Annotated in this window: 17 protein-coding genes; 11 read left to right on the top strand and 6 right to left on the bottom strand. The window is 68.1% G+C overall.

The features are described from left to right. Positions 1-116: 116 nt before the first annotated feature. From OXM58_11745 to OXM58_11735, 3 genes are all read right to left on the bottom strand, one after another. Positions 117-1,280 (bottom strand): NADH:flavin oxidoreductase/NADH oxidase, encoded by a 1,164-nt coding sequence (locus OXM58_11745; protein MDE0149035.1) that lies wholly within the window; start codon positions 1,278-1,280, stop codon positions 117-119. Further along, positions 1,281-2,744, bottom strand: a complete 1,464-nt coding sequence (gatB, locus tag OXM58_11740) for an Asp-tRNA(Asn)/Glu-tRNA(Gln) amidotransferase subunit GatB (protein MDE0149034.1) — start codon at positions 2,742-2,744, stop codon at positions 1,281-1,283. It lies immediately after the preceding gene. Positions 2,745-2,968: 224 nt separating this feature from the next. Continuing rightward, the gene (locus tag OXM58_11735) at positions 2,969-3,295 is read right to left on the bottom strand and encodes a DUF1476 domain-containing protein (GenBank protein MDE0149033.1); all 327 of its coding nucleotides are present in this window, start codon (positions 3,293-3,295) and stop codon (positions 2,969-2,971) included. 109 nt (positions 3,296-3,404) lie between these two features. Here OXM58_11735 and OXM58_11730 point away from each other — a divergent pair, with 109 nt between their 5' ends. The 6 genes from OXM58_11730 to OXM58_11705 all read left to right on the top strand — a co-directional run bounded on the left by OXM58_11730 (position 3,405) and on the right by OXM58_11705 (position 7,734). Further along, on the top strand, positions 3,405-4,217 hold the full coding sequence (locus tag OXM58_11730; GenBank protein ID MDE0149032.1) for an NRDE family protein: 813 nt from the start codon (positions 3,405-3,407) through the stop codon (positions 4,215-4,217). 159 nt (positions 4,218-4,376) lie between these two features. Beyond that, complete coding sequence (locus OXM58_11725) at positions 4,377-5,144, top strand: phosphoribosylaminoimidazolesuccinocarboxamide synthase (protein ID MDE0149031.1); 768 nt, start codon at positions 4,377-4,379, stop codon at positions 5,142-5,144. A 58-nt stretch (positions 5,145-5,202) separates the two neighbouring features. After that, positions 5,203-5,472: a phosphoribosylformylglycinamidine synthase subunit PurS gene (purS, locus tag OXM58_11720; protein ID MDE0149030.1), complete on the top strand. Its 270-nt coding sequence runs from the start codon at positions 5,203-5,205 to the stop codon at positions 5,470-5,472. Positions 5,473-5,523: 51 nt separating this feature from the next. Beyond that, a complete protein-coding gene (gene purQ, locus OXM58_11715) occupies positions 5,524-6,213 on the top strand; it encodes a phosphoribosylformylglycinamidine synthase subunit PurQ (protein ID MDE0149029.1) in 690 nt (229 codons plus the stop codon). A gap of 26 nt (positions 6,214-6,239) precedes the next feature. Continuing rightward, the gene (locus OXM58_11710) at positions 6,240-6,863 is read left to right on the top strand and encodes a rhomboid family intramembrane serine protease (GenBank protein MDE0149028.1); all 624 of its coding nucleotides are present in this window, start codon (positions 6,240-6,242) and stop codon (positions 6,861-6,863) included. Positions 6,864-6,870: 7 nt separating this feature from the next. Continuing rightward, positions 6,871-7,734 carry an EamA family transporter gene (locus OXM58_11705; protein ID MDE0149027.1) on the top strand — a complete coding sequence of 288 codons (864 nt, stop codon included), beginning with the start codon at positions 6,871-6,873 and terminating at the stop codon, positions 7,732-7,734. 9 nt (positions 7,735-7,743) lie between these two features. On the opposite strand, the gene OXM58_11700 is transcribed toward OXM58_11705, so the two are convergent. Both OXM58_11700 and OXM58_11695 read right to left on the bottom strand, forming a co-directional pair. Further along, a complete protein-coding gene (locus tag OXM58_11700; protein MDE0149026.1) occupies positions 7,744-8,472 on the bottom strand; it encodes a sulfite exporter TauE/SafE family protein in 729 nt (242 codons plus the stop codon). Positions 8,473-8,631: 159 nt separating this feature from the next. Beyond that, on the bottom strand, positions 8,632-8,841 hold the full coding sequence (locus OXM58_11695; protein ID MDE0149025.1) for a hypothetical protein: 210 nt from the start codon (positions 8,839-8,841) through the stop codon (positions 8,632-8,634). Positions 8,842-9,055: 214 nt separating this feature from the next. Here OXM58_11695 and scpA point away from each other — a divergent pair, with 214 nt between their 5' ends. Then, positions 9,056-11,215: a methylmalonyl-CoA mutase gene (scpA, locus tag OXM58_11690; GenBank protein ID MDE0149024.1), complete on the top strand. Its 2,160-nt coding sequence runs from the start codon at positions 9,056-9,058 to the stop codon at positions 11,213-11,215. 918 nt (positions 11,216-12,133) lie between these two features. Here the strand turns inward: scpA and OXM58_11685 are convergent. Continuing rightward, positions 12,134-12,853, bottom strand: a complete 720-nt coding sequence (locus tag OXM58_11685) for a type 1 glutamine amidotransferase (GenBank protein MDE0149023.1) — start codon at positions 12,851-12,853, stop codon at positions 12,134-12,136. Between the two features lie 250 nt (positions 12,854-13,103). On the opposite strand from OXM58_11685, the gene OXM58_11680 reads away from it, so the two are divergent. From OXM58_11680 to OXM58_11665, 4 genes are all read left to right on the top strand, one after another. Next, complete coding sequence (locus tag OXM58_11680) at positions 13,104-13,745, top strand: hypothetical protein (protein ID MDE0149022.1); 642 nt, start codon at positions 13,104-13,106, stop codon at positions 13,743-13,745. Between the two features lie 39 nt (positions 13,746-13,784). Further along, complete coding sequence (locus OXM58_11675; protein MDE0149021.1) at positions 13,785-14,417, top strand: glutathione S-transferase family protein; 633 nt, start codon at positions 13,785-13,787, stop codon at positions 14,415-14,417. 134 nt (positions 14,418-14,551) lie between these two features. Then, the gene (gene parE / locus OXM58_11670) at positions 14,552-16,648 is read left to right on the top strand and encodes a DNA topoisomerase IV subunit B (protein ID MDE0149020.1); all 2,097 of its coding nucleotides are present in this window, start codon (positions 14,552-14,554) and stop codon (positions 16,646-16,648) included. Positions 16,649-16,900: 252 nt separating this feature from the next. Then, positions 16,901-17,053: an entericidin gene (locus tag OXM58_11665; GenBank protein ID MDE0149019.1), complete on the top strand. Its 153-nt coding sequence runs from the start codon at positions 16,901-16,903 to the stop codon at positions 17,051-17,053. Positions 17,054-17,242 lie beyond the last annotated feature (189 nt).

Genomic DNA, 17,242 nt, shown 5'->3' with positions numbered 1-17,242 from the left:
GTCAGCAGGTAGGCGAAGCGAACTTGGTCACTCGCACATGCTTGTAGAACGAAGGTGTTATCACGGTTTCACTGGCGGCGTAGGGCGATGATCTGAGGCTGCCGAATCGGGCGCCCCTACTGCCCCATGAAGCGTTCGCGGCGGGAGAGCCACCAGCCGTATTGCTCCGGCCAGGCATCCCAGCGGCCGTCGGCGCCGAGCGCCTTGGCGGCGTGGTGCGGCCAGAACGGGTTGTAGAGCGCCTCCCGCGCAATCGCGATCAGGTCGGCGTCGCCGGACTGCAGGATTTCCTCGGCGTGGGCCGGCTCGACGATCAGGCCGACGGCCATGGTCGAAACGCCGGCCTCCTTGCGGATCTGCGCCGAGAAGGGCACCTGGAAGCCGTATTGCCGCGGCAGGCGGGTCGCGGTCGCCGGGCCGCCGATGCCGCCGGAGGAGCAGTCGACCATATCGACGCCGATCTCCCTGAGCGCGCCGGCGAAGACGACCGAGTCTTCGATCTCCCAGCCGCCCTCGACCGAATCGATGCTGGAAATGCGGTAGAACAGCGGCTTGGTCTCCGGCCACGCGGCGCGCACCGCCTGCGCGACCGAAAGCGGAAAGCGCATCCGGCCGGCCCGCTCGCCGCCCCAGGCGTCGCTGCGATGGTTCGAGATCGGCGACAGGAAGCTGTGCAGCAGGTAGCCGTGTGCGCCGTGGATTTCGAGCACGTCGGCGCCAGCCGCATCCGCCCGCCCGGCCGCCGCCACGAAGGCGTCGCCAATTTGCGCGAGGCCGGCCTCGTTGAGCTCCGCCGGCATCAGCCAGCCCTCCTGCATCGGCAGCGGGCTGGGCGCGACCGGGTCCCACGGCGTCTCGCCGCGCGCGGCGTCGCGCTCGTCCATCGGGCCGTTGCCGTGCCACGGCCGCTGCATGCTCGCCTTGCGCCCGGCATGGGCGATCTGCACCCCGGCCGCCGCGCCCTGGCCCTGCAGGAAGCGGATCGCCGGCTTGAGCGCGTCGGCGTGGGCGTCGCTCCAGATGCCGAGGTCGCCGTAGGTGATGCGCCCGCGCTCCTCGACCGACGCGGCCTCGGTGAAGACCAGCCCGGCGCCGCCCATGGCGAAGCTGGAGAGATGGGCGAAGTGCCAGTCCTGCGCCAGCCCTTCGACCGCCGAATACTGGCACATCGGCGCGATGACGATGCGGTTGCGCAGGGTCAGGCCGCGCAGCGCCTTGGGCTGGAACAGCAGCGGCGTTCCGGCCGCCGCTCGCTTTGAGACGTCTACGGATTCGGGCATCTAGAGCTTCTTTTTCAGGATTTCGTTCACAACCGCCGGGTTGGCCTGGCCTTTCGTCGCCTTCATGACCTGGCCGACGAACCAGCCGGCGACCTTGGGCTGTTCCTTCGCCTGGGCGACCTGTTTCGGGTTCTCGGCGATCAGCCGGTCCACGATCTCCTCGATGGCGCCGGTGTCGCTGATCTGCTTCAGCCCCTTCGCCTCGACGATTGTCTTGGCGTCCCCGCCGGTCTCGAACATCTCGTCGAACACGTCCTTGGCGATGCGGCCGGAAATGTCGCCGCTCTCGATCAGCGCCAGCAGGCCGGACAGCTTCTCCGCCGTCACGGGCGAGTCCGCGCGGCGCTGGCCTGCCTTGTTCAGCCGGCCGTAGAACTCGTTGATCACCCAGTTGCCGGCCAGCTTCGGATCCCTGCGGCCCGCGGCCACGGCCTCGAAGAAATCGGCGTCCTCCCGGTCGGCGGCGAGCGTGGCCGCGTCCCCCGCACTCAGGCCGTAGTCCGCTACGAAGCGCGCTTTCTTCGCGTCCGGCAACTCCGGCAGGCCGACCCTCATCTCCTCGACCCAGTCCGGGTCCAGTTCCAGCGGCAGCAGGTCCGGGTCCGGGAAATAGCGGTAGTCGTGCGCCTCTTCCTTGGAGCGCATCGCCCTGGTCTCGCCGCGGCCGGGATCGAACAGGCGGGTCTCCTGCTCGATCGTGCCGCCGTCTTCAAGAATTTCGATCTGCCGCCGCGCCTCGTGCTCGATGGCCTGCCTGATGAAGCGGATCGAGTTGAGATTCTTGATCTCGCAGCGCGTGCCGAGCGGTTCGCCCGGCTGACCCTTTTTGACTCTTCGGCGCACCGAGACGTTGACGTCGGCGCGCAGGGAGCCCTGCTCCATGTTGCCGTCGCAGGTGCCGAGATAACGCAGGATCGAGCGCAGCTTGGCGAGATAGGCGCCGGCCTCGTCGGCCGAGCGCAGGTCCGGCTTCGAGACGATCTCCATGAGCGCGACGCCGGCCCGGTTTAGGTCGACGAAGGTGCGCTTCGGGTCCATGTCGTGGACCGATTTGCCGGCGTCCTGCTCGAGATGCAGCCGCTCGATTCGCACCGTGCGGCTCGTGCCGTCGTCCAGGTCCACGGTGACTTCGCCCTCGCCGACGATCGGGTCCTTGTACTGGCTGATCTGGTAGCCGGCCGGCAGGTCGGGATAGAAATAGTTCTTGCGGTCGAACACGCTACGCAGGTTGATCTTCGCGTTGAGGCCGAGGCCGGTGCGCACCGCCTGCTCGACGCAGCGCCGGTTGATGACCGGCAGCATGCCGGGAAAGGCGGCGTCGACCAGCGAGACCTGCGTGTTCGGTTCGGCGCCGAAAGCCGTCGCCGCGCCGGAGAACAGCTTGGCGTCCGACATCACCTGGGCGTGGACCTCCAGCCCGATGACGGTTTCCCACGCGCCGGTCCGGCCTTCGATCAGGGTCATGGTGCGTTCCGGGATTCTGTCGGAAATCCAGCATTGCCACCCCGGCCGACCGCAGGGAGAGCCGGGGTCCAGAGCCCGCCCTGAGCCTGTCGAAAGGGCCGACCCGAAAGGCCTGTGCTTGTCGCTCTGGTCCCCGGATCGTCGCTTCGCTCCGTCCGGGGCGACACGAAGGGGAATTCGGAAAACCGACTCCCCGTATCGACACTCACCGTTCCTATCCGCCCTCAGTCCGCCTCGCTCATCACCTGCTCGCGGGCCTCTTTCTCGCAGTCCTCGAGCTGGCGGCGGATCTGGTGGTCGCTTTTCTCGACGCTCCTGGCCTCGAAATCGCCCTTGATCTTGCGGATCACGTCTTCGGGGCCGGGTTCCTCGAAATCGGCCTCGACGACCTGCTTGGCATAGGCCTCGGCATCCGCGCCGGTCAGGTCCATCAGCTCGGCCGCCCACAGGCCGATCAGCTTGTTGCGCCGCATTTCGACGCGGAACTGGAGCTGCTGGTCGTGCTCGAATTTCTTCTCGAACGCTTTTTCTCGGTCGTCGAAAGTCGCCATCGTCCGGTCGTCGTCCCTGTCTTGCGGCCGGGACACGTTGCCGTGGCCCGTGTTTCCTGGATCGTCGGGCCCTTATATAAGGGCGCGTCCCCGGCAGGTAGCGGATTTTATGTGCACTGTTGTCATCCTGCGCCGGCCCGGCCACCGGTGGCCGCTGCTGCTCGCCGCCAACCGCGACGAGATGAAGGACCGGCCCTGGCGGCCGCCGGACCGGCACTGGCCCGACCGGCCGTGGGTCGTGGCGGGCATCGATCTCGAGGCCGGCGGCACCTGGCTCGGCATGAACGATTCCGGCGTCGTCGCGGCGGTGATGAACCGGACGGCGAGCCTCGGCCCGGCGGCGGACAAGCGCTCGCGCGGCGAACTGGTGCTGGACGCGCTCGATTCGGACGATGCAGCGGACGCCGCGGAGCGGATGCGCCATCTCGACGGCAACGCCTGGCGCGAATTCAATCTGGCGATCGCCGACGACCGCGACGCCTTCTGGCTGCGCAGCCGGGGCCGCGCCGCGGGCGGGCGGGTCGAGTGCTTTCCGCTGCCCGAGGGCCTGTCCATGCTGACGGCGCGCGAACGCAACGACCGGGTCTCCAGCCGGATCGACCGCTATCTCGACCGGTTCGCCGACGCCCTGGCGCCGGACCCGGACGCCTTCGGCGGCGACTGGGCGGAATGGCGCGACCTGATGGCCGATACGGAGCGCGGCGCCGACGGCGAACCGGACTCCGCCATGTGCATTGATACGGATTTCGGCTTCGCGACAACGTCCAGTTCGCTGATCGCCCTGCCGGCGGCCGGGTCGCGTGCTTTACGGGCGGGCGCGGCCTCGATCTGGAAATTCGCCGCAGGACCGCCCGCCGCCTGCCCCTACGAGCCGGTTGCCGCGCTCGACGGGCCGGCCGCTCCCGCCCGCGCTGCCGGCTGAAACCCGATCCGCCGCGGTGCGTAAATTTGTTTTGAGAGGCCCGGGTTGCTAAACGTGCCCTGCGGCCAACATTCCAAGGGACCGTGGATGCCGGCCGCCGGACAGGCTGCGTAATCCGACAGTCCGATTTCCAGTATCGTCGGGGGGTTGAGGAGCACCATGGCCAGACGCAGACGGATTTACGAAGGCAAGGCCAAGGTCCTGTACGAAGGGCCGGAACCGGGCACGATCGTCCAGTATTTCAAGGACGACGCCAGCGCCTTCAACGCCCAGAAGAAGGGCGTGATCAGCGGCAAGGGCGTGCTCAACAACCGCATCTCCGAATATATCATGCTGCGGCTGAACGAGATCGGCGTGCCGACCCATTTCGTGCGCCGGCTGAACATGCGCGAGCAACTCGTCCACGAGGTCGAGATCATTCCCCTCGAAGTGGTGGTGCGCAACGTGGCGGCGGGGACGATGTCCCAGCGGCTCGGCATCGAGGAGGGCACGCCCCTGCCCCGCTCGATCGTCGAGTTCTACTACAAGAACGACGATCTCAGCGATCCGCTGGTCAGCGAAGAGCATATCACCGCCTTCGGCTGGGCGACGCCGCAGGACCTGGACGACATGATGGCGCTGGCGCTGCGCATCAACGATTTCATGGTCGGCCTGTTCCTCGGCGTCGATATCCGGCTGGTCGATTTCAAGCTGGAGTTCGGCCGCTGGTACGACGAGAACGACTATATGCGCATCCTGCTGGCCGACGAGATCACGCCGGACAGCTGCCGCCTGTGGGACGTCAAGACCAACGAAAAACTGGACAAGGACCGCTTCCGCCGCGACATGGGCAATGTCGAGGAAGCCTATCAGGAAGTGGCGCGCCGCCTCGGCATCCTTCCCGACGCCGGCCCGCAGGATCTGAAGGGCACCAAGAGCATCAACTGACGATGGCGGCCCCCCTTGAGAGCGCCCTCCACGAGAGTGCGCCCGTGAGAGCGCCCCGATGAGAGCAAGAGTCCATGTCACGCTCAAGCCCGGCGTGCTCGATCCCCAGGGCAAGGCGATCGCCCACGCCCTGGAAGCGCTCGGCTTCGACGGCGTGGCCGACGTCCGGCAGGGCAAGTATATCGAGATCGACCTGAAGGACGGTTCCGGCGGCGATGACAGCGCCGGAGGGGCCGAGGCCCGGGTCGGCGACCGGGTCAGGGAGATGTGCGAGAAGCTGCTGGCCAACACGGTAATCGAGAATTACCGCATCGAGATCGAAGCCTGAGCGTGCGGCGGGCCGGCCGTCAGCGGGATCGGACATGAGGCGCGGCCGGCGATGAAATCCGCCATCGTGGTCTTTCCCGGCACGAACCGGGAGCAGGACATGGCCGAGGCGCTGGAAATGGCGTCCGGCCGGCCGCCGGCCATGGTCTGGCACCGGGACAGCGCGCTTCCGGACGCCGACCTGATCGTGGTTCCCGGCGGCTTTTCCTATGGCGACTATCTGCGCGCCGGGGCGATGGCGGCCCACTCGCCGGTGCTGCGCAGCGTTGCAGAGGCGGCGCAGAGGGGCGTGGCGGTGCTCGGCGTGTGCAACGGCTTCCAGATCCTGGTCGAAGCCGGCCTGCTGCCCGGCGCCCTGCTGAGCAACGCCTCGCTCAAATTCGTCTGCCGGGATATCGGCCTCAGCGTCGCCAGCGGCGAGACGATGTTTTCCGCCGGCTACGAGGCCGGGCAGGTCCTGCGCATGCCGGTCGCCCATCACGACGGCAACTATTTCGCCGATGCCGACACCCTGGACCGGCTGGAGGACGAAGACCGGATCGCCTTCCGCTACGCGCCGCTCGGCGGCGAAGGCGCGGACCGCTTCAACCCGAACGGCTCTGTGCGCGACATCGCCGGCATCTACAACGGGTCCGGCAACGTCCTCGGCATGATGCCCCATCCGGAAAACGCCATCCGCGCCGACCAGGGCAGCACCGACGGGCGCGGCCTGTTCGCCGGCCTGGCCGCCGCGCTGGGATAGCCGGGCTTGAGACCGGCCGGCCCGCCGTGACCCGGACCCTGCCCCTGACGCTCGCGCTGCTCGGCGCCTGCGTCGCCGTCTTCGTCTATGCGACGACCCTGTCCGGCGAGGACTATGCGCAGTTCCTCGTGCGCCATGCGCTGATCCCGCGCCTGCTGTTCGGCGAGCCGGTGGACACCGCCGGGTACAGCCCCCTGCCGGCGCCGGTCACGCTCGTCACCTCCCTGTTCGTCCACGGCGATACGGCACATCTGGTGCTGAACATGATCGTGCTGATCTCGTTCGGCGCCATCGTCGAGCGCGCCCTCGGCGCGTGGCGGCTGGCGGCGATCTATTTCGTTGCCGGGATCGCCGGCGGCCTGCTCCACGCCGCGATCGAGCCGAACAGTATCGTGCCGATCGTCGGCGCCAGCGGCGCACTCTCCGGCGTGTTTGCGACCGCCTTCCTGCTCGAACCAAGGGGCCGGATCATCCTGGTGGTCGTTCCGATGCCCTACTGGCTCGGCATGATCGTCTTCGTCGCCGCCCACGCCGTCTTCATCGCGACCGGCTGGTCGCCGGGAATTGCCTGGCTCGCCCATGTCGGCGGCCTGCTGGGCGGCTTCGCCGCGACGGCGGTACTCGCACCGAGACTGTTGGGCCGGGTGTAACGCCGGCATGATCTCGACGACCGTCCTGCTGGCGGTTCTCGGCTCCGCCCTGCTGCACGCGGCCTGGAACGCGGTGGTCAAGTCGCGCGCCGATCCGGTGATCGGCATCGCCTGGCTGTCGGTCGGCTCCGGCGTCGCGGCCGGACTCGCGCTGCCCTTCGTCGCCTTCCCGGTGGCGGCGGCCTGGCCCTTCATCCTGGCCTCGACGGCGATCCACACCGTCTACAACCTGATGCTGGCGACCGCCTACAGCCACGGCGATTTCAGCCGGGTCTATCCGATCGCCCGCGGCGGCGCGCCGCTGATCGTGACGCTGGTAACGCTTGCGTTCCTGGCCGAGGAGCTCAACGCCCGGTCGCTCGCCGCCATCGGCCTGATCCTGCTGGCGATCCTGGGCGTCGCCTGGCGCCGGGCCGGCGAACGGCGGGCAGCCCAAGAAGGCGGAGGCGGCGACCGCTCCCTCGTCTTCGCCGGCCTGACGGCGGTCGCCATCGCCGGCTACACAATCGCCGACGGGCTCGGCGCCCGCGCCGCAGGCGATGCCGTGCCCTACATCCTGTGGCTGTTTTTCGTCGACGCCTGGCCGACCGTCCTGATCGTCATGTGGATGCGGCGCGGGCGCTTCAGGCAGACGCCGCGCGGCGACATCGTGCGCTCGGTGGCCGGCGGGCTGCTCTCCATGCTCGCCTACGGCATCGTCGTCTGGGCGATGGTGTCGGCCCCGGTCGCCGTGGTCGCGGCCCTGCGCGAGAGCAGCATCCTGTTCGCCGCGCTGATCGGCGTGTTCGTGCTCAAGGAACGGCCGGGCCCGGTGCGCATCGCCGCCATCGTCCTGCTCGTCGCGGCGGTGGCATTGCTGCGGCTTTCGTAACCCGTTGCGCTAACCCTGGATCAGCAGGCCGATGCCGGCGAAGAGCAGGAACCACAGCACGACCAGCCGGAAGGTCTCGGCGCTGATCCGGCGGAACAGCTTCACGCCGACGAAGGTGCCGGCGAGCGTCACCGGCGCGCAGTAGACGACCAGCCAGACGACCTCTTCGGTGAAAAACCCGGCGGCGATCTGGACGCCGCAGGCGATCGACAGGATCAGCGTGTTGAAGGGCTGGTAGATGCTGCGCGCCACCGTCGGCGACCAGCCGCGGAACTGGGACCAGATGACCGGCAGCGCGCCAGCCAGGCCGATCATGCCGCCGAGCACCCCGCCGATAAAGCCGACCGCGCCGTCGGCCACCGGCCGCTTGCCGGGAAACGGCGGTTTTATCCGCACCAGCAGGCCGAAAGCCGCATACAGGACGATCACGACGCCGACCGCCATCTTCACCGTATCGGCCGGCAGATGATCGAGCAGCCAGACGCCGAGCGGAATCCCGACCGCGCCGGCGGCCACCATCGGCATGGTGCGTTTCCAGTCGAGCTGGTCCTTGAAGGCCGGCAGGCCGGCGACCTGGGCGATCACCGAGGCGGCGAGGATCAGCGGCACGGCGACCGTGGGCGCAAGCACATAGAGCCAGAAGGCCGAGGCGGCGAGCGCCGTGCCGAAGCCGGTCAGCCCGCTGACCAGCCCCGCCGCCAGCGCACCCAGCAGCACGAAGAGGAGTTCGAGGGTCATGGGGTCAGGCGGGCGACCTGTAGGCGCTCAGATTTTTCGGACGGTCGAGCGCGCTTTCCAGCAAGCCGCGATCCCGCAGCCCGGAACTACCGCCGGAAGCGGCAAGAACCTCGCGGTGTATGGCTTCGACCATTGCGGCGGTCAGCCATCGCGGAGTCTTCACCGCTCGGCAAGTTTCTTCAGCGCCTCCCGGTGGCGGCGTATATAGCGGCGGCTCGCGTCGAGAACCGTGTCGAAATCGGGATCGTGCGCGGCGGGCGCAATCCTCTCCGGCGCCCGGTCGCGCGAATCCGCCGTCGAGGCTGCGCCGCCCGAATGGCGCGCCTTACCGGTCTTCGAATACTGGACCCTGGAGGTCGGGGCGCTCATTGCTGCGCTTCCGGCTCGGTTCAAGAGGTGTTTGTTGATATGACAGACTTGACGACAGCGGCAACCCCTGCCGTGCATCGACGATCCGGACAGCTGCGTCCCTGCGACCGGATTGTCACTGCGGTGAATCATTTCTCGCAGGCGGGCGGCACGGCGGCGCTATACTGGCCGGCAATGGGGCCCGCAGCACGCCTGGCAGCATGGGGCGACGACCATGAGCGACAGCAGCAAACCGACCCTCGAAGACTGGCGCGCCGTCGCGGCGAAGGAGATGCGTGGCGGGTCGCCCGACGACCTTGTGTGGCAGACGCCCGAGGGCATCCCGGTCAAGCCGCTCTACACGGCCGAAGACCTGGAAGGGCTGGAAAGCGCGGAGAGCCTGCCCGGCCTGTTCCCCTTCCTGCGCGGGCCCAAGGCGACCATGTATGCCGGCCGGCCCTGGACGATCCGGCAATATGCCGGTTTCTCGACCGCCGAGGACTCCAACGCCTTCTACCGGCGCAACCTGGCGGCCGGGCAGATGGGCCTGTCGGTCGCCTTCGACCTCGCCACCCACCGGGGTTACGACAGCGACCATCCGCGGGTCGTCGGCGACGTCGGCAAGGCCGGCGTGGCGATCGACAGCGTCGAGGACATGAAGATCCTGTTCGACGGCATCCCGCTCGACCGCATGTCGGTCTCCATGACCATGAACGGCGCCGTGCTGCCGGTGCTCGCCGGCTTCATCGTCGCCGGCGAGGAACAGGGCGTCGCGGCCAAGAACCTGTCCGGGACCATCCAGAACGACATCCTCAAGGAGTTCATGGTCCGCAACACCTACATCTATCCGCCCGAGCCCTCGATGCGGATCGTCTCGGACATCATCGGCTACACCGCCGAAAACATGCCGCGCTTCAACTCGATCTCGATCAGCGGCTACCACATGCAGGAAGCCGGCGCGACCTGCGCCCAGGAGCTCGCCTACACCATCGCCGACGGGCTGGAATATGTCCGCGCCGCCAAGGCGAGCGGGCTTGACGTCGACCGGTTCGCGCCGAGGCTCAGCTTCTTCTTCTGCCTCGGCATGAACTTCTTCATGGAGGTCGCCAAGCTGCGCGCCGCCCGGCTGCTGTGGGCCGAACTGCTGGCGGCGGAATTCGCGCCGCAGGATCCGCGCTCCATGATGCTGCGCACCCACTGCCAGACCAGCGGCTGGTCGCTGACCGAGCAGGACCCGTACAACAATATCGTGCGCACCGCCTACGAGGCGCTGGCCGGCGCGCTCGGCGGCACCCAGAGCCTGCACACCAACAGCTTCGACGAGGCGATCGGCCTGCCGACGGAGTTCTCGGCCCGCATCGCGCGCAACACCCAGCTCATCCTGCAGAACGAGACCGGGGTGACCAAGGTCGTCGATCCGCTGGCCGGCTCCTACTATGTCGAACGGCTGACCGCCTCGCTGGCCGAGGTCGCGCGCGGCCTGATCGCCGAGGTCGAGGCGGCCGGCGGCATGACCCGCGCGGTCGCCGAGGGGCTGCCCAAGCGGCGGATCGAGGAAAGCGCCGCGCGGCGCCAGGCCCGCATCGACCGGGGCGAGGAGGTCATCGTCGGGGTTAACAAATTCCAGCCGGCCGAGGAAACCCGGGTCGACGTGCTGGAGGTCGACAACACGAAAGTCCGCGAGCAGCAGGTCGCGCGGCTGAACCGGATCCGCGAGAGCCGCAACGGCGCGGCCTGCGACGCGGCGCTGGCGGCGCTCACGACGGTCGCCGGGACCGGAGAGGGCAACCTGCTCGACGCCTGCGTGGCGGCGGCGCGGGCGCGGGCCACGGTCGGCGAAATCTCCGACGCCATGGAGCGGGCCTGGGGCCGCCACCGGGCCGACGCCCATGTCATCGGCGGCGTCTATGGCGCGGCCTATGGCGACGACGCGGAATTCCTGCGGATCCGCGAGTCGGTCGCCGATTTCGCCGGTTACGAGGGCCGCCGGCCGCGCCTGCTGGTCGCCAAGCTGGGCCAGGACGGCCACGACCGCGGCTCCAAGGTGATCGCCACGGCCTTCGCCGACATCGGCTTCGAGGTCGATATCGGGCCGCTGTTCGCCACGCCGGAAGAGGCGGCGCGCCAGGCGGTCGAAAACGACGTCCACGTCGTCGGCGTGAGCAGCCAGGCCGCCGGCCACAAGACGCTGGTGCCCCAGTTGATCGACGCCCTGCACGACCAGGGCGCCGGCGACATCCTGGTGATCTGCGGCGGCGTCGTCCCGCAGCAGGACTACGAGTTCCTCAAGGCCAAAGGCGTCGCCGCGGTCTACGGCCCCGGCACCAACATCCCGAAGGCCGCCGGCGAAGTGCTCGGCATGATCAAGGCGGGGCGGGAGATGGCGGCGGAATGAGGCCGGGCAACCGGAAAACGGGATAACCGATCTTCGTTTTTGTACAATCGTTCAAAATTAGATTCCGGCGATTGGCGCGGAAAATCAGGCGCTTGGCCCGCTTCCCTGATCTGGACAGACCGGTCCATCTTTTCGAAAAAAAATTTCGGGACGGCCCGGCTGCGGCCCCGTGACGATCCCGGCAAAGCCTTGCACCGCAACGCTTTCGGGGAGAGCGGCTACCCGGAGCGCCATGCCGGATAGGGCGCAAAAAATTCCGATGTAGGATTATATTCCTCATTTACTCCTGCCCGGCCGTTCATTCGCCGTTTCCGGAGAACAGGCTGGAAAAACAGAAGGTCGCCCGGTCTTCCTGACTTGGTCCGGCTTGGAGACGGCGCACCCCGTTGTGCAGCAAATTTGCCGGGATACGGCATACTTCACAGGATTCGTCTGCGAAATGAGCGCCGACCGAATCCCCCTCCCCCAGGGGATTCCTCTGCGAAACCCTTCGTCGTCATTCCGACCGAAGCCGCGCCCCTGCGGGCCGGGGCGTAGCGGAGGAATCCCGGCTCGATCCTGACGAACGGGAACCCGGAGTCTTGCGACGAGATTCCTCCACTCCGCGCCCCTGGCGGGGCGCTCCGGTCGGAATGACGGGATGGGAGACAGAAAGCAGGCGCACGGTCTCGCCCCTTGCACAGGGGAATCCTTGGGGGAGGGGCGAATGCGGTGCTTTGCCGGCTGGATCGGACGGGGAAAGGCGCCCGCGGGGCGTTTTGGGCGCAGTTCGGGCGTTGGCAGGGACCCATATAGGAGACGAAAACCGGGACGTCAAGGTAAAAAGTAACATAATAGGTAAATAATTTAATTTTGTCTGACCGTGCCGGATTTCCGCCCCCCAACGCCCACGCGGTCTTGCTCGCCGCCCGGCTACCCCTACCCCGCCCGCACGACGCTCACGAAATTCTCATACAGGATCCGCGCGTCGCGGTTGAAGCCGGGCATGTTGCGGGCGGTTTCGGCGGCGAAGGGGGCGAGGCTGCCGGGCCCGAGGGTCTTTTCCAGCGAGGCGGCGTAAGCCGGCACAGCGCCCCATTCGTCGACCGTCGTCGGCGTCTGCTCGACATGATACTGGATGCCCCAGGCATTGCGCCCGACCCGGAAGGACTGGATCGCGCAGACCGGCGACGACGCCAGGGTAACGCCGCCCTCGGGCAGTTCCGTTACCGCGCAGCCGTGCCATTGCAGGCAGGTCACCGTGTCGTCCAGACCGGCGAGCAGCGGGTCGGCGCGGCCGGCCCCGGTGAGTTCGACCGTGAGCACGCCGACCTCGGCCTCGGCCATGCGCTCGACCCGGCCGCCGAGCGCGTCGGCGAGCATCTGGTGGCCGAGGCAGACGCCGAGGAAGGGCATCTCCCGCCCCCGTACCGCCTCGCGGATCGCCGCCTTTTCGTCGATCAGCCAGGGGAATTCCGCCTCGTCGAACACGTCCATCGGCCCGCCCATGGAGATCACGGCGTCGTAGCCGCCGAGCGCCGGGATCGCCTCGCCCTCGTCGAGCTCGACGGCGTCCCATTCGATGCCGTCTTCGCGCATGAAATCGCGGAACACGCCGGGATGTTCGATCTCGATATGCTGGAGGACGAGGAATTTCATCGCCGGGCTCTCCGGGAAGCAAGGGCCGCCGTCCGATCCGGGCGCGCGGCGGCGGAAGCGCTTCGCGTTAAATCACAGCCGGACGGCGCGGTGAAGCCGCAATACCGCCGGCAACCGCCGACAAAACGGCTTGACAGTGACGCGAACATATCGTGTACATTAATGTTGCTTCGCGACTGTTCCCACGGGCAGGCGGCAGGCGGGGCGAGGGCTTGCGGCCCGACCGTCCGCAAACCACCGGAGCTGCCCGATGACCGGCCGCGCCTCCACCGGGACTCTGCCTGCGGCGCAGCGCGCCCAGGCGCTGATCGCCGGCTTCCTGAAGCGGCACAGGCAGCTGGTTGCCGCCTGCGCACCGGAGGGCCGCGCCGCGCCCGCTGCCGGCGGCGGAGCCCCGGATGCCGACCCGGACGCATCCGCCCCGCCGGCCCGCCCCCGGGGCTATGTGGCAGGCGATTATGCGGTGTATGCCGTGCATTTCGCCAACCGTGCGAGCGCCCTGTGCGCGGCCGCGCTGCCGGGGCCGATGGACGACGAAGCCACGTTCGCCTTCGCCTGCGAACCGCTCGGCGCGGGCCTGGGCCTCGCGCCGCGCGAAGCGGCCGAGTTGATGGTCAGGATACTGCTGCAGACGCCGCACAATGCGGACGGCAGCGAACTCGACGATACCCAGATCAGTGCGCTGTCGAAAGACGAGCTGCGCTGGATCCTGATCGCGGAGATCGCCCAGCGCGACGCGGAAACCGCGGCGGCCGCCTTCGAGGGAGGCGAGTCGTCCGTCACCCTGTCCCAAAGCGACATCGAGCCGCTCGCCGGCCTGCTGGACCTCTCCTTTATCCCCGATCCGGACCACGAGCGGCTTGCTGCGGAAATCGAGCGCAGGCAAAGTTGAACCGGAGGCCGCATCACCCGCCAGCCGCGAGAAGACGCCATGTCCGGACCCGTCACCTTCTATACCAACCCGATGTCGCGCGGGCAGATCGTGCGCTGGGCGCTGGAAGAGTCCGGGGCCGCCTACGAGACCGTCATCGTCGAATACGGCGCCGACATGAAGGCACCGGACTATCTGGCGATCAACCCGATGGGCAAGGTGCCGGCGATCCGGCACGAAGGCCGGGTCGTGACCGAGTGCGCCGCGATCTGCGCCTGGCTCGCCGAGGCCTTCCCGGAGGCCGGGCTGGCGCCGGCGGCCGACGAGCGCGCCGCCTACTACCGCTGGATGTTCTTCGCCGCCGGCCCGCTGGAACAGGCGATAACCGCGCAGGCCATGGGCTGGACGACGGAGGAAGACAGGAGCGCGATGCTCGGTTACGGCAGCTTCGACGATACGATCGACGCCGTCGAAGCCATGCTCCGCGACAACGACCATGTCTGCGGCAGCCGCTTTACCATGGCGGACGTCTATGTCGGCAGCCATATAGAGTGGGGACTGAACTTCGGCACGCTGCCGAAGCGGCCGGCCTTCGAGGCCTACGCCGGCCGGATCGCCGGGCGCGCGGCCCACAAGCGCGCCCGCGGGATCGACGCGGCGCTGATCGCCGAGCGGGAAGCCGCCGGGTCCTGAAAGCCATGAGGATCAGCGCAATTGCGCATATCCTGTCGGAACGAAACCGGAAACCTGCTATATCTTGAGCAACGGCCACGATCGCGCTATTGTCTGCCGGGAAGACACCGGGCGAAAGCCGTGCCATGTCCGCAATGCCTGATCTGTTCGCCGATCCGCCGAAACCGCCCGCGCGCAATGCGCGAAACGGCGCCAGGCCGAACGCGAAATCCGGAGCCCGGTCCGATTCCCGATCTGAGTCTGGACCGTCCCGGAACCCTGCGGGCAAGCCGGCGCGCAAGCAGGCCTATACTGCGCGCGACATCGAGGTCCTCGAAGGGCTGGAGCCGGTCCGCAAGCGGCCGGGCATGTATATCGGCGGTACGGACGAGCGCGCCCTGCACCATCTGGCGGCCGAGGTGATCGACAACGCGATGGACGAGGCGGTCGCCGGCCACGCGACCCGCGTCGAGGTCGCGCTGGGCGCGGACAACTGCGTCACCATCCGCGACAACGGCCGCGGCATCCCGACCGATCCGCATCCGAAATTCCGCGACAAGTCCGCCCTCGAGGTCATTCTCACGACCCTGCATTCCGGCGGCAAGTTCGGTGGCGAGGCCTATACCACTTCCGGCGGACTGCACGGCGTCGGCCTGTCGGTCGTGAACGCGCTGTCCGACCGCCTGGAGGTCGAGGTGGCGCGCGACGGGCGCCTGTGGACCCAGCGCTACAGCCGGGGCGCGCCGCGCGGCCGGCTGGACGAGGCCGGCCCGTGCCACAACCGGCGCGGCACGACGGTGCGCTTCCATCCCGACCCGAAAATCTTCGGCGACGGCGTGGCGTTTCGCGCGGCGACGCTGTACCGGATGGCCCGGTCCAAGGCCTACCTGATTGGCGGCGTCGAGATCCGCTGGAGCTGCGCGCCGGAGGCGTTGCCGGCCGAAGGCGGCCTCCCGGAGAAGGAGACCATCCGCTTTCCCGGCGGCATCCGCGACTATCTTCAGGAGGCGCTGGGCGATCGCGCCGGCTTTACCGGCTCGGCCTTCGCCGGCGCCGCGCCGCTCAACGGCGAGGGCCGGGTCGAATGGGCGGTCGCCTGGCCGGCGGACGAAAAGGGATTCGTCCATTCCTACGTCAATACGGTGCCGACGCCCCAGGGCGGCAGCCACGAACAGGGGTTCCGCGCCGCCCTGGTCAAGGGCCTGCGCAGCCATGCCGAACTCGCCAACATCCGCAAGGCCGGGCAGATCGCCGGCGAGGATGCGATGGACGGCGCCAGCGCGATGCTCTCGGTCTTCATCGCCGATCCGCAGTTCCAGGGCCAGACCAAGGAACGGCTCGGCATGCCGGAGGCCGCCCGCCTGGTCGAGCAGGCCGTGCGCGACCATTTCGACCATTTCCTGTCCGGCGACCCTTCGGGCGCGCGGCGGCTGATCGACCACCTGGTCGAAAAGGCCGAGGACCGGGCGCGCCGCAAGGCCGAGCGCGACCGCAAGCGCGCCAACGCCGCGGCCCGCCTGCGCCTGCCGGGCAAGCTGGCCGACTGTTCGACGCGCTCGGCCGATAATACGGAGATCTTCCTGGTCGAGGGCGATTCGGCCGGCGGCTCGGCCAAGCAGGCGCGCAACCGGGCGACCCAGGCCGTGCTGCCGCTGCGCGGCAAGATCCTGAACGTCGCCAGCGCCTCGGCCGACAAGATGCGCGCCAACCTGGAGCTGAACGACCTGATCCTCGCGCTCGGCTGCGGCACCCGCGGCACCTACGACGCCGACAAGCTGCGCTACGAGCGGGTGATCATCATGACGGACGCCGATGTCGATGGCGCCCACATCGCCTCCCTGCTGCTGACCTTCTTCTATCGCGAGATGCCGGAGCTGGTGCGCAGCGGCCATCTTTACCTCGCCATGCCGCCGCTCTACCGGCTCGCCCAGGGCGGCACGGTCGCCTTCGCGCGCGACGATGCGCACAAGGACGCACTGCTGCGGGAAACCTTCGACGGCCGCGGCAAAGTCGAGATCAGCCGCTTCAAGGGGCTGGGCGAAATGCCGCCGGCCCAGCTCAAGCAAACCACGATGGATCCGGGGAGCCGCACCCTGCTGCGCGTGACGGTGCCGGCGGACAGCGACCCCCACGAGGCCGGCGCGGCGCGGGAAACCGGCGAGCTGGTCGAGAAACTGATGGGCCGCAAGCCCGAGCCGCGCTTCGAATTCATCCAGGAACGGGCGAAATTCGTCGAGGATATCGACCTGTAGTCCGGATTTTCCGCCCGGCTACGGCCGGCGCAGCCCCTTCCGGCGGCCCGCACGCCAGCCTTCGAAACAAGATTGCCGGGGGCGACTCCGGCCCCTTGTCTTGCCGCGTATCAGACGATGCGGCGCCCGGTTTCCGGCAGCTCATACGAATTTGTGACATATCGGAAAAAATATTCCTCTTTACTTTAAGGGCTTTTGACTACATCTTCATCGAAATCCGTAAGTACTCATCTGTCTTTGGAGCATCCGGTCATGTCTCTTAAAAGAATGCTTCACGTCACCCTGGCATTGCTGTTCCTGGGCGGCCTGGGCGGCGGGCTGGCAGCCTGCAACACCATCGAAGGCGTCGGCGAGGACATCTCGTCGACCGGGCGCTTCGTCAAAGACAAGGTGTTCACCGAATAGGGCCGATGCGGGCGACCGGAGCCGGCCGGCCGGTTTCCAGCGCCCTCGCCCAGCGTCTGACCCGGGCCCTGTTGACGCCGAAATCCCAAATTCCGTACTGCGCACGGCTATAGATCGCCGGCGCCGAACTGTTGCTTTGCGCGCCGGGCATCACCGCCACGCTGATCCTGTCGGGAAAGCGGAAGATTC

Source organism: Rhodospirillaceae bacterium (assembly GCA_028819475.1).
Lineage (GTDB): Bacteria > Pseudomonadota > Alphaproteobacteria > Bin65 > Bin65 > Bin65.
This window is presented reverse-complemented; position numbering and strand designations above follow the sequence as displayed.

Bases quoted from the DNA above. Each gene is read 5' to 3' on its own strand.
- scpA (MDE0149024.1), top strand. From the start codon at position 9,056: ATGAGCGACAGCAGCAAACCGACCCTCGAAGACTGGCGCGCCGTCGCG.
- OXM58_11705 (MDE0149027.1), top strand. From the start codon at position 6,871: ATGATCTCGACGACCGTCCTGCTGGCGGTTCTCGGCTCCGCCCTGCTG.
- OXM58_11680 (MDE0149022.1), top strand. From the start codon at position 13,104: ATGACCGGCCGCGCCTCCACCGGGACTCTGCCTGCGGCGCAGCGCGCC.
- OXM58_11730 (MDE0149032.1), top strand. From the start codon at position 3,405: ATGTGCACTGTTGTCATCCTGCGCCGGCCCGGCCACCGGTGGCCGCTG.
- gatB (MDE0149034.1), bottom strand. From the start codon at position 2,744: ATGACCCTGATCGAAGGCCGGACCGGCGCGTGGGAAACCGTCATCGGG.
- OXM58_11695 (MDE0149025.1), bottom strand. From the start codon at position 8,841: ATGAGCGCCCCGACCTCCAGGGTCCAGTATTCGAAGACCGGTAAGGCG.
- OXM58_11665 (MDE0149019.1), top strand. From the start codon at position 16,901: ATGTCTCTTAAAAGAATGCTTCACGTCACCCTGGCATTGCTGTTCCTG.
- OXM58_11685 (MDE0149023.1), bottom strand. From the start codon at position 12,853: ATGAAATTCCTCGTCCTCCAGCATATCGAGATCGAACATCCCGGCGTG.
- OXM58_11735 (MDE0149033.1), bottom strand. From the start codon at position 3,295: ATGGCGACTTTCGACGACCGAGAAAAAGCGTTCGAGAAGAAATTCGAG.
- OXM58_11745 (MDE0149035.1), bottom strand. From the start codon at position 1,280: ATGCCCGAATCCGTAGACGTCTCAAAGCGAGCGGCGGCCGGAACGCCG.
- parE (MDE0149020.1), top strand. From the start codon at position 14,552: ATGCCTGATCTGTTCGCCGATCCGCCGAAACCGCCCGCGCGCAATGCG.
- OXM58_11725 (MDE0149031.1), top strand. From the start codon at position 4,377: ATGGCCAGACGCAGACGGATTTACGAAGGCAAGGCCAAGGTCCTGTAC.
- purS (MDE0149030.1), top strand. From the start codon at position 5,203: ATGAGAGCAAGAGTCCATGTCACGCTCAAGCCCGGCGTGCTCGATCCC.
- purQ (MDE0149029.1), top strand. From the start codon at position 5,524: ATGAAATCCGCCATCGTGGTCTTTCCCGGCACGAACCGGGAGCAGGAC.
- OXM58_11675 (MDE0149021.1), top strand. From the start codon at position 13,785: ATGTCCGGACCCGTCACCTTCTATACCAACCCGATGTCGCGCGGGCAG.
- OXM58_11700 (MDE0149026.1), bottom strand. From the start codon at position 8,472: ATGACCCTCGAACTCCTCTTCGTGCTGCTGGGTGCGCTGGCGGCGGGG.